The 17828-nt window shown below is 74.0% G+C and carries 13 protein-coding genes; 8 read left to right on the forward strand and 5 right to left on the reverse strand.

All coding sequences use genetic code 11. From position 1 onward, the window contains the following. Positions 1 to 16: 16 nt before the first annotated feature. Positions 17 to 1297: an MFS transporter gene (locus ACWCYY_RS32920; RefSeq protein ID WP_380150058.1), complete on the reverse strand. Its 1281-nt coding sequence runs from the start codon at positions 1295 to 1297 to the stop codon at positions 17 to 19. 416 nt (positions 1298 to 1713) lie between these two features. Here ACWCYY_RS32920 and ACWCYY_RS32925 point away from each other — a divergent pair, with 416 nt between their 5' ends. The 3 genes from ACWCYY_RS32925 (at position 1714) to ACWCYY_RS32935 (ending at position 4431) form a co-directional block, all read left to right on the forward strand. Then, positions 1714 to 2487 carry a DUF2278 family protein gene (locus ACWCYY_RS32925; RefSeq protein WP_380150057.1) on the forward strand — a complete coding sequence of 258 codons (774 nt, stop codon included), beginning with the start codon at positions 1714 to 1716 and terminating at the stop codon, positions 2485 to 2487. 82 nt (positions 2488 to 2569) lie between these two features. Continuing rightward, on the forward strand, positions 2570 to 3247 hold the full coding sequence (locus ACWCYY_RS32930; protein WP_380150056.1) for a 2-phosphosulfolactate phosphatase: 678 nt from the start codon (positions 2570 to 2572) through the stop codon (positions 3245 to 3247). Between the two features lie 218 nt (positions 3248 to 3465). Beyond that, positions 3466 to 4431: a serine protein kinase RIO gene (locus ACWCYY_RS32935; RefSeq protein ID WP_345285356.1), complete on the forward strand. Its 966-nt coding sequence runs from the start codon at positions 3466 to 3468 to the stop codon at positions 4429 to 4431. Between the two features lie 67 nt (positions 4432 to 4498). Here the strand turns inward: ACWCYY_RS32935 and ACWCYY_RS32940 are convergent, their stop codons facing one another. Both ACWCYY_RS32940 and ACWCYY_RS32945 read right to left on the reverse strand, forming a co-directional pair. Next, positions 4499 to 6127 carry a GDSL-type esterase/lipase family protein gene (locus ACWCYY_RS32940; protein ID WP_449798096.1) on the reverse strand — a complete coding sequence of 543 codons (1629 nt, stop codon included), beginning with the start codon at positions 6125 to 6127 and terminating at the stop codon, positions 4499 to 4501. Between the two features lie 150 nt (positions 6128 to 6277). Continuing rightward, complete coding sequence (locus ACWCYY_RS32945; protein ID WP_449798097.1) at positions 6278 to 7504, reverse strand: transglycosylase family protein; 1227 nt, start codon at positions 7502 to 7504, stop codon at positions 6278 to 6280. A 259-nt stretch (positions 7505 to 7763) separates the two neighbouring features. Here ACWCYY_RS32945 and ACWCYY_RS32950 point away from each other — a divergent pair, with 259 nt between their 5' ends. Then, positions 7764 to 8273: a SigE family RNA polymerase sigma factor gene (locus tag ACWCYY_RS32950; RefSeq protein ID WP_345285362.1), complete on the forward strand. Its 510-nt coding sequence runs from the start codon at positions 7764 to 7766 to the stop codon at positions 8271 to 8273. Positions 8274 to 8363: 90 nt separating this feature from the next. Next, positions 8364 to 9299: a hypothetical protein gene (locus ACWCYY_RS32955; protein ID WP_449798098.1), complete on the forward strand. Its 936-nt coding sequence runs from the start codon at positions 8364 to 8366 to the stop codon at positions 9297 to 9299. A 48-nt stretch (positions 9300 to 9347) separates the two neighbouring features. On the opposite strand, the gene ACWCYY_RS32960 is transcribed toward ACWCYY_RS32955, so the two are convergent. Together ACWCYY_RS32960 and ACWCYY_RS32965 are read right to left on the reverse strand one after the other, a co-directional pair. Continuing rightward, entirely contained in the window at positions 9348 to 12344 is a 2997-nt protein-coding gene (locus tag ACWCYY_RS32960) for an acyltransferase family protein (protein ID WP_345285366.1), read from the reverse strand. Between the two features lie 15 nt (positions 12345 to 12359). Next, positions 12360 to 14045, reverse strand: a complete 1686-nt coding sequence (locus ACWCYY_RS32965; RefSeq protein ID WP_449798099.1) for a glycosyltransferase family 2 protein — start codon at positions 14043 to 14045, stop codon at positions 12360 to 12362. Positions 14046 to 14548: 503 nt separating this feature from the next. Here ACWCYY_RS32965 and ACWCYY_RS32970 point away from each other — a divergent pair. The 3 genes from ACWCYY_RS32970 (at position 14549) to ACWCYY_RS32980 (ending at position 17679) form a co-directional block, all read left to right on the forward strand. Beyond that, positions 14549 to 15610 (forward strand): helix-turn-helix domain-containing protein, encoded by a 1062-nt coding sequence (locus tag ACWCYY_RS32970; RefSeq protein ID WP_449798100.1) that lies wholly within the window; start codon positions 14549 to 14551, stop codon positions 15608 to 15610. Between the two features lie 78 nt (positions 15611 to 15688). Then, positions 15689 to 16174: a DUF5709 domain-containing protein gene (locus ACWCYY_RS32975; RefSeq protein ID WP_380150067.1), complete on the forward strand. Its 486-nt coding sequence runs from the start codon at positions 15689 to 15691 to the stop codon at positions 16172 to 16174. A 59-nt stretch (positions 16175 to 16233) separates the two neighbouring features. Beyond that, positions 16234 to 17679 (forward strand): MFS transporter, encoded by a 1446-nt coding sequence (locus ACWCYY_RS32980; RefSeq protein ID WP_449798141.1) that lies wholly within the window; start codon positions 16234 to 16236, stop codon positions 17677 to 17679. The last annotated feature ends 149 nt before the right edge of the window (positions 17680 to 17828 follow it).

Genomic DNA, 17828 nt, shown 5'->3' on the forward strand with positions numbered 1-17828 from the left:
GGCGCACCGGGCGGGTTCAGCGGGCGGTCGCGGTCGCGCGGGGCTCGGCCCCGTCGGCGGGCAGGTCGCGCAGCCGACGCAGCGGCGACAGGAGCAGGGGGAGGGGGACGGCGAGGAAGCCGAGGGCGCAGACCCAGAGGGCGGTGCGCGGCCCGGCCGCGTCGGCGACGGCGCCGCCCAGCAGCGCGCCCAGCGGGAGCGTTCCCCAGACCAGGAAGCGCATGGTGGCGTTCATCCGGCCCAGCAGCTCCGGCGGGCAGAGCGCCTGACGCAGGCTCACCTGGGCGACGTTGTAGACCACGGCGCCGAACAGCACCACCGCCGAGCCCACGGCGAACAGCACCGGTGCCGCCGGACCGGCCGAGAGCGGCCAGAGCAGCGCGAACGGCGCGGCCAGCAGCGCGGACAGCCAGATCACCCGGGCCTGGCCGAAGCGCGCGGCCAGTCGGCCGGCACAGAGCGCGCCGGCCAGCCCGCCGAGCGCCGAGACCGACAGCAGGACGCCGATCGCACCCGGCGACAGCTCCAACTCCCGGACCCAGAACACGGTCTGCACGGCCATCAGGACCGCGGCGAAGAGGTTGGACAGCCCGGTCGCGGCCGCGATGGTGCGCAGCAGCGGGTGACCGAGCACGAACCGCAGGCCCTCGGCGACCTGGGCCCGCAGCGAGCCTCCGGTCGCGGGCCGCGGCTCCTCCTCCACGGCGCGGATCCGGCCCAGCAGCAGCGCCGAGGCCAGGTACCCGACGGCGTCGGCGACGATCGCCAGTGGCGCGCCGAGGAGTTGGACCAGCCCGCCGCCCAGGCCCGGGCCGACGATCTGCGCACTGGAGCGCACGGTCTCCAGCGCGCCGTTGCCGGCCACCAGCCGTTCGCGCGGCAGCAGGGAGGGCAGGTACGACTGGTGGGCCACGTCGAAGAAGACCGTCGCCACGCCGGTGACCAGCGCGACGGCGTAGAGCTGGGCCATCGTCAGCACGCCCGCCAGCGCGGCCGGTGGGATCGAGCCGACGGCGAGCAGGCGCACCAGGTCGGCCCGGACCAGCACCGGCAGCTTCCGCATCCGGTCCAGCCAGGCCCCGGCGGGCAGGCCCACCAGGACGAAGGCGGCGGTCTCGGCCGCGGTCAGCAGGCCGACCTGGAAGGCCGAGGCGTGCAGCTCCAGCACCGCCGCCAACGGCAGTGCGACCAGGGTGACCTGACTGCCGGCCTGACTGGTGGCGGCGCCGAGCAGCAGGTGCCGGAAGTCGCGGTGGGCTAGCAGGCGGTCCTGGGACGGACGGGGTTCTTCGTTCACCCGAGTGACTCTCGGTCACGGATTCGAAGCGGAGCAAGCACCTCGATCATTTCCGGCCCCGGGGTACCGACCGGTACCGGACACCCTGCGGCGGCCCTCCGGCCGTTCCCCTGGTGACCACCTCCGTCTCACCATCCGGACGCGTCCCGCAGGGGACCAGCGGCGATCCCCGGCGTCAGCCGCCCAGGCGCGCCGCCCACCGGCTCGTCCGATATCCGGGCCTTCATCTTCCGGTCACCGGACGGTCTCCCGGAACATGGCCGGATCACGGTGCCTGACCGTTCCCGGCCGTCGGCACAGAGTGACGGAAGACTGCCCGTTCGGGCAGCTCAGGCGTGGACGGAGGGGTCCGACGGGGCTGCCGCGCAGGGCCGTTCGGCCTGCGGTCGGGTCGTGGTGGGCGGAGAGTGGGGGGTATGGCTCTTCCGAACTACGGGGTCGCCATCGGAAGCCTGCACGACTTCTCCCGCGACCCGACCCACGACTTCGGCCAGTGGTACCACGGGCACCTCTTCCTCCAGACGCCCGTCGGCGTCTACCAGGCCGCCCTCGACGTGGACGCCCCCGGCAGCGTCGGCGTCAGCTACCGCGTGGTCGACGACCTGACCGGGGCGGACATCGCCGGCCTGCGCAACCGCCCCGACGGCTTCCACCACCTGGTCTCCTCGGCCACCTCCGGCGCCCTCGACTACGTCCGCAGCCCGCTGCTGCGCAACCGCCTCTGGTTCGAGTGGCTCACCGCCGCCTCCGCCCGCCTCCACCACACCCTCGCTCCGCACCCGCCCGGCAGCCCGATGTTCGGCCCGGACCTCTCGGACTCGCTGGCCACCTCGGTGACCAAGCTGCGCCGTCGCATCCTCGGCCTCGGCGGCCTCGACCACTTCCGCCCCTACCTCCGCTTCTTCCCCTGGATCGCCAGCAACGGCGACAACGCGCTCGACGTCCTGCTGCCGCACCTGGAGGCCGCCGCCCGCATCTACGTCTTCGGCCAGGCCTTCACCACCGGCCTCGGCGTCCACGACGTCCACCTCAACCAGGGCGACCCGGTGGGCAGTCAGTGGTACCCGAGCAACGGGCCCTGGCAGGACGGCGCCGTAGTGTGCGAGCGGCCCGGCGGCCAGGTGGTCGTCTGGCAGATCAAGTTCAACACCCAGTCCCTGCACACCGACGCCTCCGGCCACCCGGTCTGAGACCGCCCCGAGGCAGGCCCCGAACCGGCCGCCGCGCCGAAATTCCCAGCGGGGCGGCCGGCCTCCGTGTCAGAGTCCACGGATGGACGCGCGCTTCCTCGCCATCGAAGACCTGACCGGAGTCCCGCCCGTGGCCGTGGTGGTGGACGTCATGCGGGCCTTCACCACCGCCGCCTGGGCCCTGGGCCGCGGAGCCGAGCGGATCGTCCTGGCCGCCACCCTGGACGAGGCCCTGGAGCTGAAGGCCCGTCACCCCGACTGGCTCGCCCTCAAGGACGGCCCGGCCGCCCCCGGCTTCGACGCCGTCAACTCGCCCGGCCTGCTGCGCACGGCCGACCTCGGCGGGCGCACCGTCGTCCAGAAGACCACCGCCGGAACGGTCGGCGCCCTCGCCGTGCGCGACGCGCCGCTGGTGCTCTGCGCGAGCTTCGCGGTGGCCGGGGCCACGGCCGCCGTGCTGCGGGAGCACCGCGCCGAGCAGGTCACCTTCGTGGTCACGGGGGAGCGGGGGCGGGCGGAGGAGGACCTGGCCTGCGCCCAGTACGTCGCCGCGCTGGCCGACGGCCCCGCCGACGCCGAACCGTACCTGCTGCGCGCGGCCGGCTCACTGGCCGCCGCCGAGCTGGCGCAGGGCGTCCGGGAGGGCGTCCACCCCGACGACGTGGCGCTCTGCCTGGAGCTGGACCGCTTCCCGTTCGCGCTGGTGGCCCGCCGGGAGGGTGCCTCGACGGTGCTGCGGGCGCACCCGGTCGGGGCCTGAGGAAAACCACTTGCGTCCGCGGGCGGGCCCGCTGTTATGGTGATCGCGCTGTTGTGAGTCCGGAAGTTCCGAGGAGGTGTGTACGCATGGTCGCCGCCGTGTCGCGGCGCGCTTCTTCGTGCGCGCCATACGCCTACTTCCGTTCCCAGCCCACCGGCTGACGACGCGTCACACCCTTCGACGCACCCCGGTGGGCCGACTCCTCAGGAGCCCCCGCAGTGCGCGAGCGTTTCGCCGACAGTGATTCCTTCTCCCGTATCCGCCCCAAGGGCGGCGCCCGGCGCGGCCGCCGGAACGAGCGGTTCGACGACGTCGAGCCCGAGTACTTCTTCCCCGAGTTCCCCGTCGACTCCTTCGACGAGGACGCCGAACCCACCACCCCTCCCGCCGGTGACGGCCCGCCGGAGGGCGACCGCTGGTCCACCTGGGACCAGTCCACCCCGACCGAGAAGGGCCCCGAGCCCCGCCCGGACTGGGTGGTGACCGAGCTCGCCGCCGTCGACACCGAGCTCGGCATCGTCAAGACCGGCAAGGAGGCCGACGTCTTCCTGCTGGAGCGCGCCGTCCCCGGCACCGGCCGCCGCACCCTGATGGCGGCCAAGCGCTACCGCGACGCCCAGCACCGGATGTTCCACCGGGACTCCGGCTACCTGGAGGGCCGCCAGCACAAGGAGTCCCGGATCAGCCGGGCCATGGCCAAGCGGACCTCCTTCGGCAAGGAGGCCATCGCCGGGCAGTGGGCGGCGGCCGAGTTCACCGCCCTGTGCCGCCTCTGGGAGGCCGGGGTCGCGGTGCCGTACCCGGTGCAGATCACCGGCACCGAGATCCTGATGGAGTTCGTCGGCGACGAACACGGCGTGGCCGCCCGGCGGCTCGCCCAGTACGCCGCCGAGGAGGTGGACGTCCAGGACCTCTGGGACCAGCTCGGCCGCAGCCTCTCCGTGCTGGCCCGACAGGGGTACGCGCACGGCGACCTCTCGGCCTACAACACCCTGGTGCACGAGGGCCGGCTGGTGATCATCGACGTCCCGCAGATCGTGGACGTCATCGCCAACCCGCGCGGACGCTCCTTCCTGGAGCGCGACGTGCGCAACATCGGCGCCTGGTTCGTCTCCCGAGGCCTCCCCGAAGCCTCGGTCGACGCCCTGGTGGAGGTGCTGGCCTTCGACGCCCGGCTTGACTGAGCGGGGCGCACGCGCCGAGGGCGGCCGGGGATTCCCCGGCCGCCCTCGGCGTCGTGTGCGTGCTCGGTCACCTGGTGAAGGCGGCGGTGGCGCTCTGCGCGTCCGCGCCGCCGGCCGGCTCGGCCCAGCTGTTCATGGTGCCGGCGGCGAGGTCGATGTCCAGCTCCTTGAGCCGGCCGCCGCTGGTGGCGAAGAGGTGCTCGACGCCGTTCGCGGTGGCGCTGGTGACCCGGGTGATGCCGCTGCCGGGCATCTGGGCCCAGCCGCTCCAGTGCCCGGCGGCGAAGTCGCCGTCGGTCCTGACCAAGGTGCCGTTGGCCGTGACGGCGCTCAGGTGGACGGTGCGGCCGGAGGCGGAGGCGGCCACGTCCTGCGCGGTGACGACGCTCGGCCCGGAGGCGGTCCAGCCGTTCCACCGGCCCGCGCAGTAGTCGCCGTCCTTCTCCATCACCTGGTTGGTGGTGGCGTCGACGGCGAAGAGGTGGTTGACGCCGTCGGTGGTGGTGGCGCTGGTGACGCGCTTGAAGTTGCCGCCGTGGTCGGTCCAGCCGGTCCAGCGGCCGGCCTCGTAGTCCGCGTCGGCGTTGTAGAGGTGGCCGTCCTCGCCGATCACGACCAGGTGGAGCGCGTGGTTGAGCGCGGAGGCGGAGACCGCGACGGCCTTGCGGGGGAGGGCGTCGGCGAAGGAGGGCTCGAACCAGTTGGACCACCGGCCGGTGGCGTAGTCGCCGTCCTTCTCGAAGACCTTGCCGTCGCGGACCGCGAAGATCCGGTTCACCGAGAAGGTGGCGGCGCTGGTGACCTCGGTGACCCCGTCGGCGCCCATGTCGTTCCAGGAGCTCCACTGCCCGGCCGCGAAATCGCCCTCGGCGTTGCGCAGGCGGCCGTCCTTGAGGCCGACCAGGCGCACCGCGTCCGACGGGCGGGCGAGCTGGGTGGCGCTGCCGGTGAACCAGCGGGCGGAGTACGTCTGGTCGAGCAGGGTGGCGAAGCCCTGGGCGAAGACGGCGTAGCCGGCGTCGTTCGGGTGCAGGCCGTCGTTCATCTGAGCCGGGGTCAGGGTGGGGGCCTTGGCGAAGCGGAAGTGCCGGCCGGCCTGCTGCTGGACGGACTCCTCCTGCTGGAGGCGGGTGTTGAAGGCGTCCATGTTGGCGGACAGGTTGACCGGCATCGGGTTGTTCATGCCGGTGCTGGCGCCGATCAGGCCCTGCATGATCACGGTGACGCCCGGCTGCGCGGCGAAGATCTTGTTGACCAGGGCGACCGCCCTGGCCGCGGTGTCCGTGCCGTTGGCGCCCTGGTTGAGGTCGTTGATGCCGATGTGCAGCAGCACCACGTCCGGGCGGGCGGCGAGCCAGCCCTGGTCGACGCCCTGGCCGATCTGATCGACCGTGAAGCCGGGGTGGCCCTCGTTGGCGTAGTCGTCCATCACGCCGTTGCGGTTGGAGCCGACGAAGTCGAGAGCGTACCGGCCGCCGGCGGTGGCCAGGCCCTGGAGCGGTCCCCGGTAGCCGTTGCCGGTGCAGCTGGTGCGGCCGAAGGTGATCGAGTCGCCCAGCGGCAGCACCCGCACCACCGGCGCGTTCGCCGCGGCCGGGGCGACGGTGGCCGCGCTGCTCACGGTGGGCGCGACGGCGGTGCCCCCGACGGCCGCCAGCAGGGCGGTGGTGGCGGCGAGGGCGGTCAGGCGGGGCATGTCATCTCCAAGTGCGGCACGGCGGGCGCCGCGCGGTCGACGGGGGTCGGTGCGGAAGCCTATGGGGTGTATACGGATCACTTGTCACCGGCCCCCGGGCAGCGGGCCCGGAGGCCGAGGTCCGGAGACCGGGAGCCAACCGACGGTGCGTCAGCTGGTGAAGGCGGCGGTGGCGCTCAGCGAGTCGGCGCCACCGGCGGCGGGGGCCCAGGAGCTCCAGGTGCCGGTGTTGTAGTCGCCGTCGATCTCCAGCAGGCGGTTGCCGGTGTCGGTGGCGAAGACGTGGTTGACGTTGTTGGCGGTGGCGCTGGTGATCCGCTTGAGGTTGCCGCCGGGCATCTTGAACCAGCCGTTCCACTGGCCGGTGGCGAAGTTGCCGTCGGTGTTGGACCAGCTGCCGTCGGGCGCGACGGCGCTCAGGTGCACGGTCCGGCCGGAGGCGGAGGCGGCCACGTCCTGCGCGGTGAACGCGGTGGAGCCCGCGTTGGTCCAGGAGCTCCAGCTGGCGTTCGCGTAGTCGGCGTCCTTCTCGACCACCTGGTCGCTGCTGTTGATGGCGAAGATGTGGTTGACGTTGTCGCTGGTGGCCGCGCTGGTGACGCGCTTGAAGCCGCCGCCGTGGTCGGTCCAGCCGTTCCAGCCGCCGGTGTTGTAGTCGGCGTCGGTGTTGTAGAGGTGTCCGTCGGTGCCGACCACCACCAGGTGGACGGTGTTGCCGAAGGCGGAGGCCGAGAGGGCGGCGGCGTTGACCGGCAGCGCGCCGGTGGCGGGCTGGAACCAGCCGGACCACTGGCCGGTGGCGTAGTTGCCGTCCTTCTCGAAGACCTTGCCGCCCTGGATCGCGAAGATCCGGTTCACCGACCCGGTCGCGGCGCTGGTCACCTCGGTGATCCCGGTGGCACCCAGGTCGCTCCAGCCGGACCACCGGCCGGTGGAGAAGTTCCCCTCGGCGTTCTGCAGCGTGCCGCCGGGCTTGAGGTCCACCAGGCGCACCGTGTTGGCCGGCGCCGGGAACGGGTCCGCGCGGTCGGTGTCCAGACCGGTGCCGGGCCAGCAGCTCCACGCGCGGTAGCCCTGGTCGGCGAGGATCTTCTCGGCTATCAGGATCTGCTGCGTCTTGGTGGCCTGGTCGGGGCGGGCCGCGTACTGGGTCCCGCCGTAGTACTGCCAGTTGTGCAGGTTGATCTGCAGACCGCCGTAGTAGCCGGCGGGGTTGACGGCGCTCCAGTTGTCGGTGCTCTCGCAGTGGGCCACCTTGTCCCAGGTGGCGACCGAGGCGGCCGAGGCCGTCCCCTGGCCGCCGGCCGTCACCACGGCCGCCAGCACGGAGGTGGCCGCGAGGGCGGCGGTGCGGCGGATCGGACGACGTGCGGACATGGGGGTACCCCGTTCTGGGAGAGCTGGAGGCGCCGGAGCGGCGGGTGTTCCGGCGAGCGTCGCTCGGCCGGTGATCACCATCCTGGTGGCCCGGCGTCCCCGGCAGAAGGCCCTCTGGCTGGCCGGAACGGGCCCCGGACGCATCCGTCCTCCGAGCCCTGACGGGACGTCACCGCGTACTCCTTGCAGCGGAACGGGGTGCCCACCGCGTCAGAGGGGTGGGGGACGGAACCCCCGGACGGATCGAGGGGGCGCGGGGATGGGTGCGGGCAGCGGTGAGGCCGGATTCGAGGAGTTCGTGGCGGCGCGGTATCCGGCGTTGCGGCGGACGGCTTACCTGCTGTGCGGGGACTGGCACGCGGCGGAGGACCTGGTGCAGGGCGCACTGGTGAAGCTGTACGCGCGCTGGCGACGCCTGCGGGAGCCGGACAAGGCCGGAGCGTACGCGCGCACCGTGATGGTGCGCGACCACATCGACGGGCTGCGGCGCCGGTCCAGCACGGAGCTGAGCCTCCCCGAACCGCCCGAGACCCAGGCCGCCCGAGTGCCGGACAGCGACCGGCAGTTGGCGCTGCGCGCGGCGCTGGCCGAGCTGCGCCCGCAGTACCGCGCGGTGCTGGTGCTCCGCTACTGGGAGGACCAGACCGTGGCCGAGACCGCCCGGGTGCTCGGACTGGCCGAGGGCACCGTGCGCTCGGACGCGCACCGCGCGCTGGGCAAGCTGCGCGAGGTGCTGGGCGATTCGGTCCTCGACCTGGTCGCGGACTGATCCGCCGACCGGGCCGCCGGGCGGGGCCGTCGGGCCGGGCCCAGGGGCGCCGCACCACCACGACCATGACGACCAGTGAGGAGAAGGACGATGACCGCAGCTGACCCCGGGCCGGAGCAGGAGGGCCGGCTGGCCACCGCCGTGTTCGGCGCCGTGCTGGACCACGAGGAGCCGCCGCTGCCCGCGGTGCTGGCCCCCGTGCGCGAGCGCGGCCGGCGGCTGCGCCGGGCCCGGCGGGCCCGGGCCGGGCTGCTCGGCGCGGCGTTCACGGCCGCCGCCGTGCTGCTGGTGGTGAACGTGACCGCGGCGGGGGGCGGCCCCGCCGGCCTCGGGCCGGGCACCGTCACGCCGGAGACGGCCACGGCCTCGCCGTCGCCCAGTGCCTCGCCGACCGGCCCCGGCCGGGCGATGACCATGGAGGAGGGCTTCCAGCGGCTCAGGGAGGCGGTGCGGGAAGCCGCGCCGCAGCGGCTCTCGGTGCTGCACCTGAGCCCGTCCGGCTTCACGGAGTTCATGCTGACCGAGCCCGGGAGCCCCTCCCCGCGACCGGGGTCGACCGCGGAGGCGGTCCGGCTGGGCATCCGGGGAGGGCAGCCGGTCGCCCCCGGCCAGTCCCCGGAGTCGCCGTGCACCCGGACGGGGCCGCAGAAGGCCGCCACCTGCGTGCACCGGGTGCTGGGTGACGGCTCGACCGGCTGGATCTCCTCCTACGGCGGGGCCGACCCGCGCCTGGAGGCCACCTTCGCCTCGCCGGGCGGCACGGTCTTCGGGCTCTCCGTCATCAACCCGGCGGCGGCGGACCGGGCGGCGCTGAGCCTGGACGAGCTGGTGGACCTGGTCGGCCGCGCCCCCGTGTACACCGCGCTGCTCGCCACTCAGGAGACCTCCCCGGGCGGCCCGTCCCCCCAGCCCTCCGCCTTCCGCACCTCCACCCCGTCCTCGGGACGGCCGTCCTCCCCGTCCTCGGCGCCGGGCCCGGGTTCCGCTTCGCCCTCGGGTTCCGCTTCGCCCTCGGGCCTCGGGTGACGCGGAAGGGCCCCGCCGGACGGTGTCCGACGGGGCCCTGACGGGAGGTCAGCCGCGGTTGGCGGCCGGCTTGGTGGTGACCGAGACGTAGTCGACCCGCATCGGGTGGCCGGGCTCGGTGGCCGGGCCGACGGTGCCTCCGTACGCGGCGGGCAGGTTGCCGCCGACGGCCACGTTGAGGATCAGGAACAGCCCCTTGCCGACGGCCCTGTCCCAGCTGGCGCGGTCCATCCGGGAGGCCTCCACGCGGTGGAACTCGCGGCCGTCCAGGTACCAGCGGATCTGCTCCGCCCCGGCGGTCAGGTCGACCTCCACGGCGTAGGCGTGGAAGTCCGACCGGCAGCCGTCGCACGGGACCTCACCCGAACCGAGGCCCTTGGGCTCCTGGCAGGGGCCGCCGTCCAGGACGCCGCAGTGCATGGTGCCGAAGACCGCGTCCCGGCCGTTGACGTTCTCCATCACGTCCAGCTCGCCGATCGCGGGCCAGCCGGTGTAGCCGTTGCGCAGCTCGCCGCCGAGGGTCCAGAAGGCCGGCCAGTACCCGGCTGCGGCCGGGCCGGTGACGTCCGGCAGCGCGATCGAGGCCTCGATCCGCATCACCCCGCCGGGCTGGGGCTTGAGGTCGGCCCGGCGGGACTCGATCCGGCCCGAGGACCAGCTGCCGTCCGTCGCGCGGGTGGGGACGATCTCCAGGGCGCCCCTGCCGTCCAGGCGGACGTTGGCGGTGGAGTCGGTCATGGTCTCGACCTCGCCGGTGCCCCACTGCGGGGCCGGGCAGCCGGGGTAGCAGGTACCGAGGTCGTACTGCCAGTTGGCGGCCGAGGGGCGGCTCCCGGACGGCCCGTCGAAGTCGTCCCGCAGCAGCTGCGTCCAGCCGCCCGCCTGCGGGGTCCCGGCGGTGCCGCCGCGGGCGGGTACCAGCCCGGCCTCGGTGAGCAGCCGCTCCAGGCGCGGGGTGAGCACCACCGCCGCCACGTTGGTGATGTGCGCGTCGTCGCGGTAGAGCAGGATGCGCTCCAGCACCGCCGGGCAGGCCTTCCCGGTGCCGGGGCAGAGCACGGAGTTCACCGAGACGCTGTGCACCCCGGGCATCCGGCCCGCCGCGACGGCCTCGGCCAGCGGGTCCGGCCACTGGGCCTTGGCGCGGTCGAAGGCGCAGGCCGCCGGGTCCGCGGTGTGGCCCGAGACGCAGGCCGGCACGTCGGTGCCGGGGACGGGGGTGTCCTGGAGGTAGACCACCGGGACGCCGAGGGCGCGCAGCGGGGCGAGGGTCTTCTCCCAGCCCCGGAGCAGCAGTCCGGGGTCGTCGGTGTAGCGGTTGAGGGTGGAGACGGCGATCAGCCGGGGCTTGGGGCCCTTCGCGATGCGTTCGAGTGCTGCCGTCCGCCAGGTGTCGCACTCGTGGTAGGTGCGGCCCAACTGGGGGTTGACCACGGTGAGTTCGGGCAGCGGGCAGCCCTGCTTGACCAACTCCTCCAGCGCCCAGCCGCGTTCGGCGGCGATCGCCAGCATCGCGGAGAACCACTGCCCGGCGTGCGAGTCGCCCAGCAGCACCACCCGGTCGGGGCTGGTGGTGTTGCCGAACAGGCAGGCGGGGCTGCTGACCGCGGTCGGGGCCACCTCGCACTCGCCGTCCGGGGGGAAGTCCTGCCGGGCCTGCACCGGATCGGGCACCACCGGACCGCCCTTGGGGGCGCCGGCGGTCTGCACCAGCAGCGAGGTGCCGTCGGGGGCGCCCGGCGGCAGGCCGAGCAGGTCGACGGGCTTGGAGGGGCCGAGCAGGCGCAGCGTCCCGGTGCCGACCACCAGCGCCAGCACCACCGGGACGATGACCGCGGCCAGGCCCAGGGAGAGGCCGCGGCGCGGGAGTTCGGAGAGCGTGCGGTTGTGCCGCAGCGGCGTCTCGATCCAGCGCATGGCGGCCATCGCGGGCAGTGCGGCGGCGGCGGTGAGCGCCACCTTCACCGGCCAGGAGAGCGCGCCGAACTGCGCCTCCGCGAGGATCAGCACCGGCCAGTGCCAGAGGTAGAGGTTGTAGGAGAGCCGGCCGACGGCCCGGGGCGCACGGGTGCCCAGCAGGCGGTTGACGCCCTGGTCGGTGCCCGCGCCGGTCCGGTCGGGGGTGCCGGCCAGGATCACGGCGGCGGTGCCGAGGGTCGGCAGCAGGGCGGCGTAGCCGGGGTAGGGGGTCTTGGAGTCGAAGACCAGCACGGCCGCGACGACGGCGAACAGGCCTGCCCAGCCGCACAGTTGACGCAGCGTCCGGGTGGAGGGCAGCAGGTGCCACGGCAGCAGCGCGAGCAGTGCGCCCACGCCGAACTGCCAGGCCCGGGACGGGGTCGCGAGGTACGCCAGCGAGGCGGAGCCCTGGGTCCAGTACAGCGCGAGGAGGAAGGAGGCGGCGGTCAGCCCGGTGGCGATCACGGTGGTCACCGAGCGCACCGAGCGGCCGCGGCGGGCGGCCCGCCCGGCGAAGAACACCACGGCGGCCAGCAGCGGACCCCAGAACAGGTAGAACTGCTCCTCGACCGCCAGCGACCAGAAGTGCAGCAGCGGGCTCTCGTCCCGCCCGGCCGCCAGGTAGTCGGTCTGCTGGGCGATGAAGCGCCAGTTCCCGATCGACAGCGCCGCCGCCAGGACGTCGTACTCGAGGTCGGTGCGGCGCAGCGGCACGGTGAGCCAGGCACCGGCCAGCGCGACCACGCCGAGCACCAGCGCGGCCGAGGGCAGCAGGCGGCGGGCCCGGCGGGCGAAGAACTCGCCGAGCCGGATCCGGCCGGTGGTGACGGCCTCGCGGACCAGCAGATGGGTGATCAGGTAGCCGGAGACGACGAAGAAGACGTCCACCCCGACGAAACCGCCGGCCAGGCCGGGCACCGAGGCGTGGAAGGCCAGCACGGCCAGCACGGCGAGCGCGCGCAGGCCCTCGATGTCGGCCCGGAAGCCGCTCGGCCGGCCGGGGGCGGTGGTGCGCACGGGCGCGGGGCGCTGCGCGGGTATGACGTAGGAGGTGGGACGGAGGTCCGAATCGACGGACGAGGACATCGGTGTGACGACCTTTCAGCCCAGCCAGGGCAGCATGGGGCGGACCCAGCCGGAGGCGAGCAGAGCGACGAGGACGAGGGCGGCGGTGGCGGCGAGCGCCTCCGGCCAGCGGCGGGGCAGCATCGCCCGGCGGGCCCGGGTGGCGTTGCGGGACTCGACCGTCTCCGAGGCGCCCGGCACCAGTTCGATCAGCAGGTCGCGGATCAGCGGCAGGCTGATCTGGAACTGCACCAGCAGGTAGAGCCCGAGGCCCCAGGTGGGCGCGATGCCGTGCTCGGCCGCAGCGAGCACCAGGCCCACGGCGGCGGCGCCGACCGAGCCGACCAGCCAGATCAGCGAGACCACGGTGACCTGCTGCGCCAGCTTGCCCGACTTGCTCTTGCCGGGGCCGGCCGTGCCGGTCGGCACCCAGGCGGCGCTGCGGCCGCGCAGGGTGTGCCAGAACGCGGCACCGGCGGCGACGCTCATCAGCACGTTGGCGCGGATCACCTCGACCCGCCAGCGGGTGCGGCTGATCCGGGGCAGCAGCACGTGCCAGAGCCAGAGCGGTGCGAGCAGCGGCAGCACGTGCCAGGGCCGGATCTCGTCCGGGTACCAGAACATCATCACCAGCGGCGGCAGCGGCGCGGCGAAGATGTTCACCACGGTGGTCAGGTAGCCGACCACGCCCTCGTAGAAGCACAGCCGCATCCGCCAGGGCGCGCCGATCCGCTTCAGCTCGGGGGTGGCGAGCAGGTGCAGGTTGCCCATCGCCCAGCGGTACTGCTGGTTGACGAAGGAGGCCAGGTTGTCCGGCGAGGTGCCCTTGGCGACCAGCACCGGGACGTAGAGGGTCTTGAAGCCCTGGGCGTACAGCGCCAGGCCGGTGAACAGGTCCTCGCTGTGGTCCAGCTTGGCGAAGCCGCCGGCGGCGTCGATCGCGGTGCGCCGGTAGACCGCGTTGCTGCCGCAGCAGATGGCCGCGTCACTGGCGTCCCGGGAGGGCTGGATCCACCGGAAGAACCACTCCTGGGCGGAGCCGGCGGCGCGCTGGATCCAGCCCATGGTCTCGTCGGTGTCGAAGCACTGCGGGCTCTGCACGATGCCGATGCCGGGATCGGCGAAGTACGGCACCAGGTGGCGCAGGAAGTCCGGCCGGGGCGCGAAGTCGGCGTCCAGGATGGCGACGAACTCGGCCGTGCTGAGCGTCAGCGCGTGGTTGAGGTTGCCCGCCTTCTTGAAGGCGCCGCGGTCCGGGCGGACCACGTACTCGTACCCGTGCGCGGCGGCCAGCTCGGCCACCTCGGGCCGGTCGGCGTCGTCCAGCACCCAGACGGTGAGCGCCTCCGGCCACTCGACCCGGGCGACCGCGCGGTAGGCGTTGGCCAGCACGTCCAGCGGCTCACCGCAGGTCGGCAGGTAGAGGTCGACGGTGGGCAGCTCGGCCGGGTGCCAGGCGTTCACCAGCACCTCGTGCGACTGCCGGGTGAGGCGGCGCGAGCGCAGGCTGTTGAGCGAGGAGAGCGCCAGCGCGACCAGGTTCACCGCCAGCACCGCGAGGAAGGCCCAGAGGGCGGGGGTGCGCAGCGAGAAGGTCAGCATCGTCACGGCGGTGAAGCTGAACGCCAGCGAGGTGCAGATCAGCACCCAGCGGCGCTGTGGTCCGAAGTACCAGTAGAGCTCCTGGTCGGAAGGTGGTTGAGGAAGGTGATGCACAGTCATGAGGCCCCCACAGCCGCGTGTTTCGACAGCGTCCTGGGCAGCACCGTACCGCAATTGGTATAGACCAATGGACGGGTGACTGGAGGGCGAGACGACCATCGGGTGAACCCTTGCCCCGGAGATCATTCCGGGCTCCGCACGGTGCGGTGGGGCGATCAGTGGGCCACGAACAGGCCAACACTGGCGCAATTCCCGCGTCTTGGGACGGGCGGGCGCGCTCGCCGGGCCGCGAGGGGTGCCCGGGCGGGAAGGTGATCTTGCCCGAAAGGGTCATTGACGAACCTTCAGGCGGCATCCGGGCGTGACGGACTCTTCATCCGCTGTTCACGGCCGGTGCGGCGGCGTTCGGACCAGGCCCCGGGGAACCGCCCACCCCCGTGAGGCGGTTCCCCGGGGCGGGGCCTCGGCGTCCACCACGCTACGGCGCCCGAGGCCGCTCCCCGAGGGACCCGGCACGCCAGGCGGGGGACCGTTCGTGCCAAGGGGGCCTATGCTGCCTCCTCGTGATCGAGAACGCGCCCCGGGGGACGACCTCCTCCGCCCTGGCCCGGCTGAACGTCGACGGCGCGCGCCGCCTCGGCGTCCCGGTCGAGGGGTACGCGCGGCTGGTGGGCCTGGACCCGGAGCACCTGCACGACGACCTCTGCCGGCCGCCGACCACCACCAGCATCCGGATCGCCGAGCTGATGACCGTCCGGGCCCCCTGGACCGAGGTCGCCCGGGTGCTGGCCCGGGAGTCCGAGGTCGGGAGCCTCGGCGTCTGGGACTACCTGATCACCTCGGCCCCGACCCCCTTGGAAGGCCTGCGGGACGCGGTCCGCTACCTGGGCGCCGTCCTCGACACCGGCACGGACGGCGTCGAGGTGACCGAGAACGGCAGCCAGGTCACCCTCACCCACGTGAACCGCGCCGACATGTCCCACGAGGGGGCCGCCGCCGTCCGGGCCGGCGCGCTCGCCCTCTTCCAACAGCGGCTGAGCGCGGCCGCCCGCCGCGCGCTGGTGCCGGTGCACGTCACGCTGAGCACCACCGCCCCGGGCCGGCACCGGGAGCTGGCAGAGCTCTACGGGACCCGCTCGATCGAGTTCGAGGCACCGGTCGGCTCGATGACCTTCCTCGCCGCGGACCTGAACTCCCCGACCCCGCACGCCCAGCCCGGACTCTCGGCGGTGCTGCGCCGGCACGCCGAACAGAACCTCGCGGGCGCGGTGGCCGTGCACGGCTGGCTGGACCTCTTCCACGCCGCCCTCGGAGCCGTCGCCGCCGACACCGAGGCCGCCCCCACGCTGGCGCTGGTCGCACGCCGGCTCAACCTCAGCCCCCGCACCCTGCAACGCCGGCTGGACGACCACGGCACCACCTGGACCGCCGAGGTGGAGGACCTGCGCCGGGCCGACGTCGTCCGGCTGCTCCGGCGCACCGACCTCGGCATCGACGCGGTGGCCGCCCGGAGCGGCTACGCCGACGCCCGGGCCCTGAGGCGGGCGGTCCGCCGCTGGTACGGCACGACACCCGCCGCGCTCCGGGCGGCCCCACCCGGTCGGCCCCTCGGGCGGGCACGCTGAGTTGCACCCGGCCGCGCGGGTGCGAAGCATGGGCATGACCGGGCACGCAGCGCCGGCACCGCACCAGGGAGGTGTCTGATGGCGGACTGGGACGATCAGGACCTCCCGGCCGAGGACGACGGAGTGCTCGAACCGGCGGACAGCCTGCTCACCGACCGCCTCGACGACGACCCGCTCGACACCGGCGTCATCCCCGCCGACGGCTACCAGGGCGCCACCGCCTACGGCACCACGGCCGCCGAGGCCCAGGCCGGCGAGTCCCTCGACCAGCACCTCGCCGAGGAGGAGCCGGACGTCGTCCCGGAGGTGGTCGACGACCGCTGGACCGACGGACCGTCCCCCCGGGCGGGCCGCCTGCTCGGCGGCGAGGACGACGTCACCGGCTTCGACGTCGGCCCGGACGCCGGGGCCGCCGGCGCCGAGGAGGCCGCCGTCCACCTGGTCGACGCCGACCAGGACCGCGACGCCGAGTTCGCGGACGGCAGCCGCGACGAGTCGCTGGACGAGGCGATCGCCTTCACCATCGCCGACGACCTGGCCCGGGCCCGGGACGAGTACCGCTGAACCCCCGCCGCGCAACAGGTGACCACCCGTCAGCGGCCGGGCCGCACCCGGCGGGCGGCCTGACGGCCGAAGCCGCCCGGCGCCGCTGGAAGGCGCTCGGCGTCTGCCTGCTGGTCGGCTTCATGAGCCTGCTGGACGTCTCGATCGTCAACGTCGCCCTGCCCTCGATCGACCGCGGCCTGGACGCCGGCCCGGCCGAGCTCTCGTGGGTGCTCTCCGGCTACGCGCTCACCTTCGGACTGACCCTGATCCCGGCCGGCGTGCTCGGCGACATGTGGGGGCGCAGGACGGCCTTCCTGACCGGCCTCGCCGCGTTCACCGCCGCCTCGGCCGCCTGCGGCCTGGCCCCGACCGCCCTCGCCCTGGTGGTGTTCCGGCTGCTCCAGGGAGTGGCCTCGGGCTTGGTGGGGCCTCAGATCTCGGGACTCATCCAGGAGATGTTCACCGGCCCCGAACGCAGCCGCGCCTTCGGCTACTTCGGCACCACCGTCGGCCTGGCCACCGCCGTCGGCCCGCTGGCCGGAGGCCTGCTGATCGAGGCGGCCGGCCCGTCCGACGGCTGGCGCTGGGTGTTCTTCGTCAACGTGCCGATCGGGATCGTGGCCTTTCTGCTGGCCCTGCGGCTGATCCCGGGCCGGGCCGGCTGCGGCTCCTCGCAGGGCAGCCTGGGGCGGCGGATCGACGGGGTCGGGGTGCTGCTGCTCGGCACCGGCCTGGTCGCCGTACTGCTGCCGCTGATCCAGGAGCAGCAGTGGAAGGGAGCCGCGAAGTGGTGGCTGATCCCGCTCGGCCTGGCCCTGCTGGCCCTCTTCGCCCTCTGGGAGCGGCGCACCGCCCGGGCCGGGGGCGTGCCGCTGGTGGACCTGGCGCTGTTCCGCACCGGCTCGTACGTCTGGGGCGCGGTGCTCGGGATGCTCTACTTCGCGGGCTTCACCACGATCTTCTTCATCTTCACCCTCTACCTCCAGAACGGGCTCGGCTACAGCGCCCTGGCGGCCGGCCTCGCCGTCACCCCGTTCGCGGCCGGCTCGGCCGTCTCGGCGGCCGTGGGCGGACGGCTGGTGACCCGGCACGGGCGGTCCCTGATCGTGGCCGGCCTGGTCCTGGTGCTCGCCGGCACGGCACTGGCCGCCCTCGCCGTTCACCTGGTGCCGGGGCGCAGCGCCGGCTGGGCGACGGCCGGGCCGCTGCTGCTGGCCGGCGTCGGCTCGGGGCTGGTGATCGCCCCCAACCTGGCGCTGGCCCTGGCCGACGTCCCGGTGGTGCGGGCCGGTACGGCGGGCGGCGTGCTGCAGACCGCGCAGCGGCTCGGCACCGCGATCGGCGTCGCCTGCGTCGGGGCCGCCTTCTTCGCCCACCTGGCGGGCGGCCACTCCTGGGCCTCGGCCTTCCAGGTGGGCATCCTGGTGGCGCTCGGCTTCGAGGCGGCGGCGATGGCCAGTGCCCTGGCGGACCTCCGCCGTCGCCGTCGTGCCTCCTCCGGCCGTGCCTCCGCACCGAACTGACTGCCCTTCGTGCGGAGGGAGACCGAACTCCACGGACCGCGAACGCCGTGGTCCCGTCGAGCGGGTCCGGCGTGATCCCCGTGCCGTGGGCGGTGTCCCCGGGACGGTGGAGCGGGCCCGGCGGGCGTGAGCGCCGTGGCGGGGAATCT

The sequence above is a fragment of the Kitasatospora sp. NPDC001664 genome (assembly GCF_053596675.1).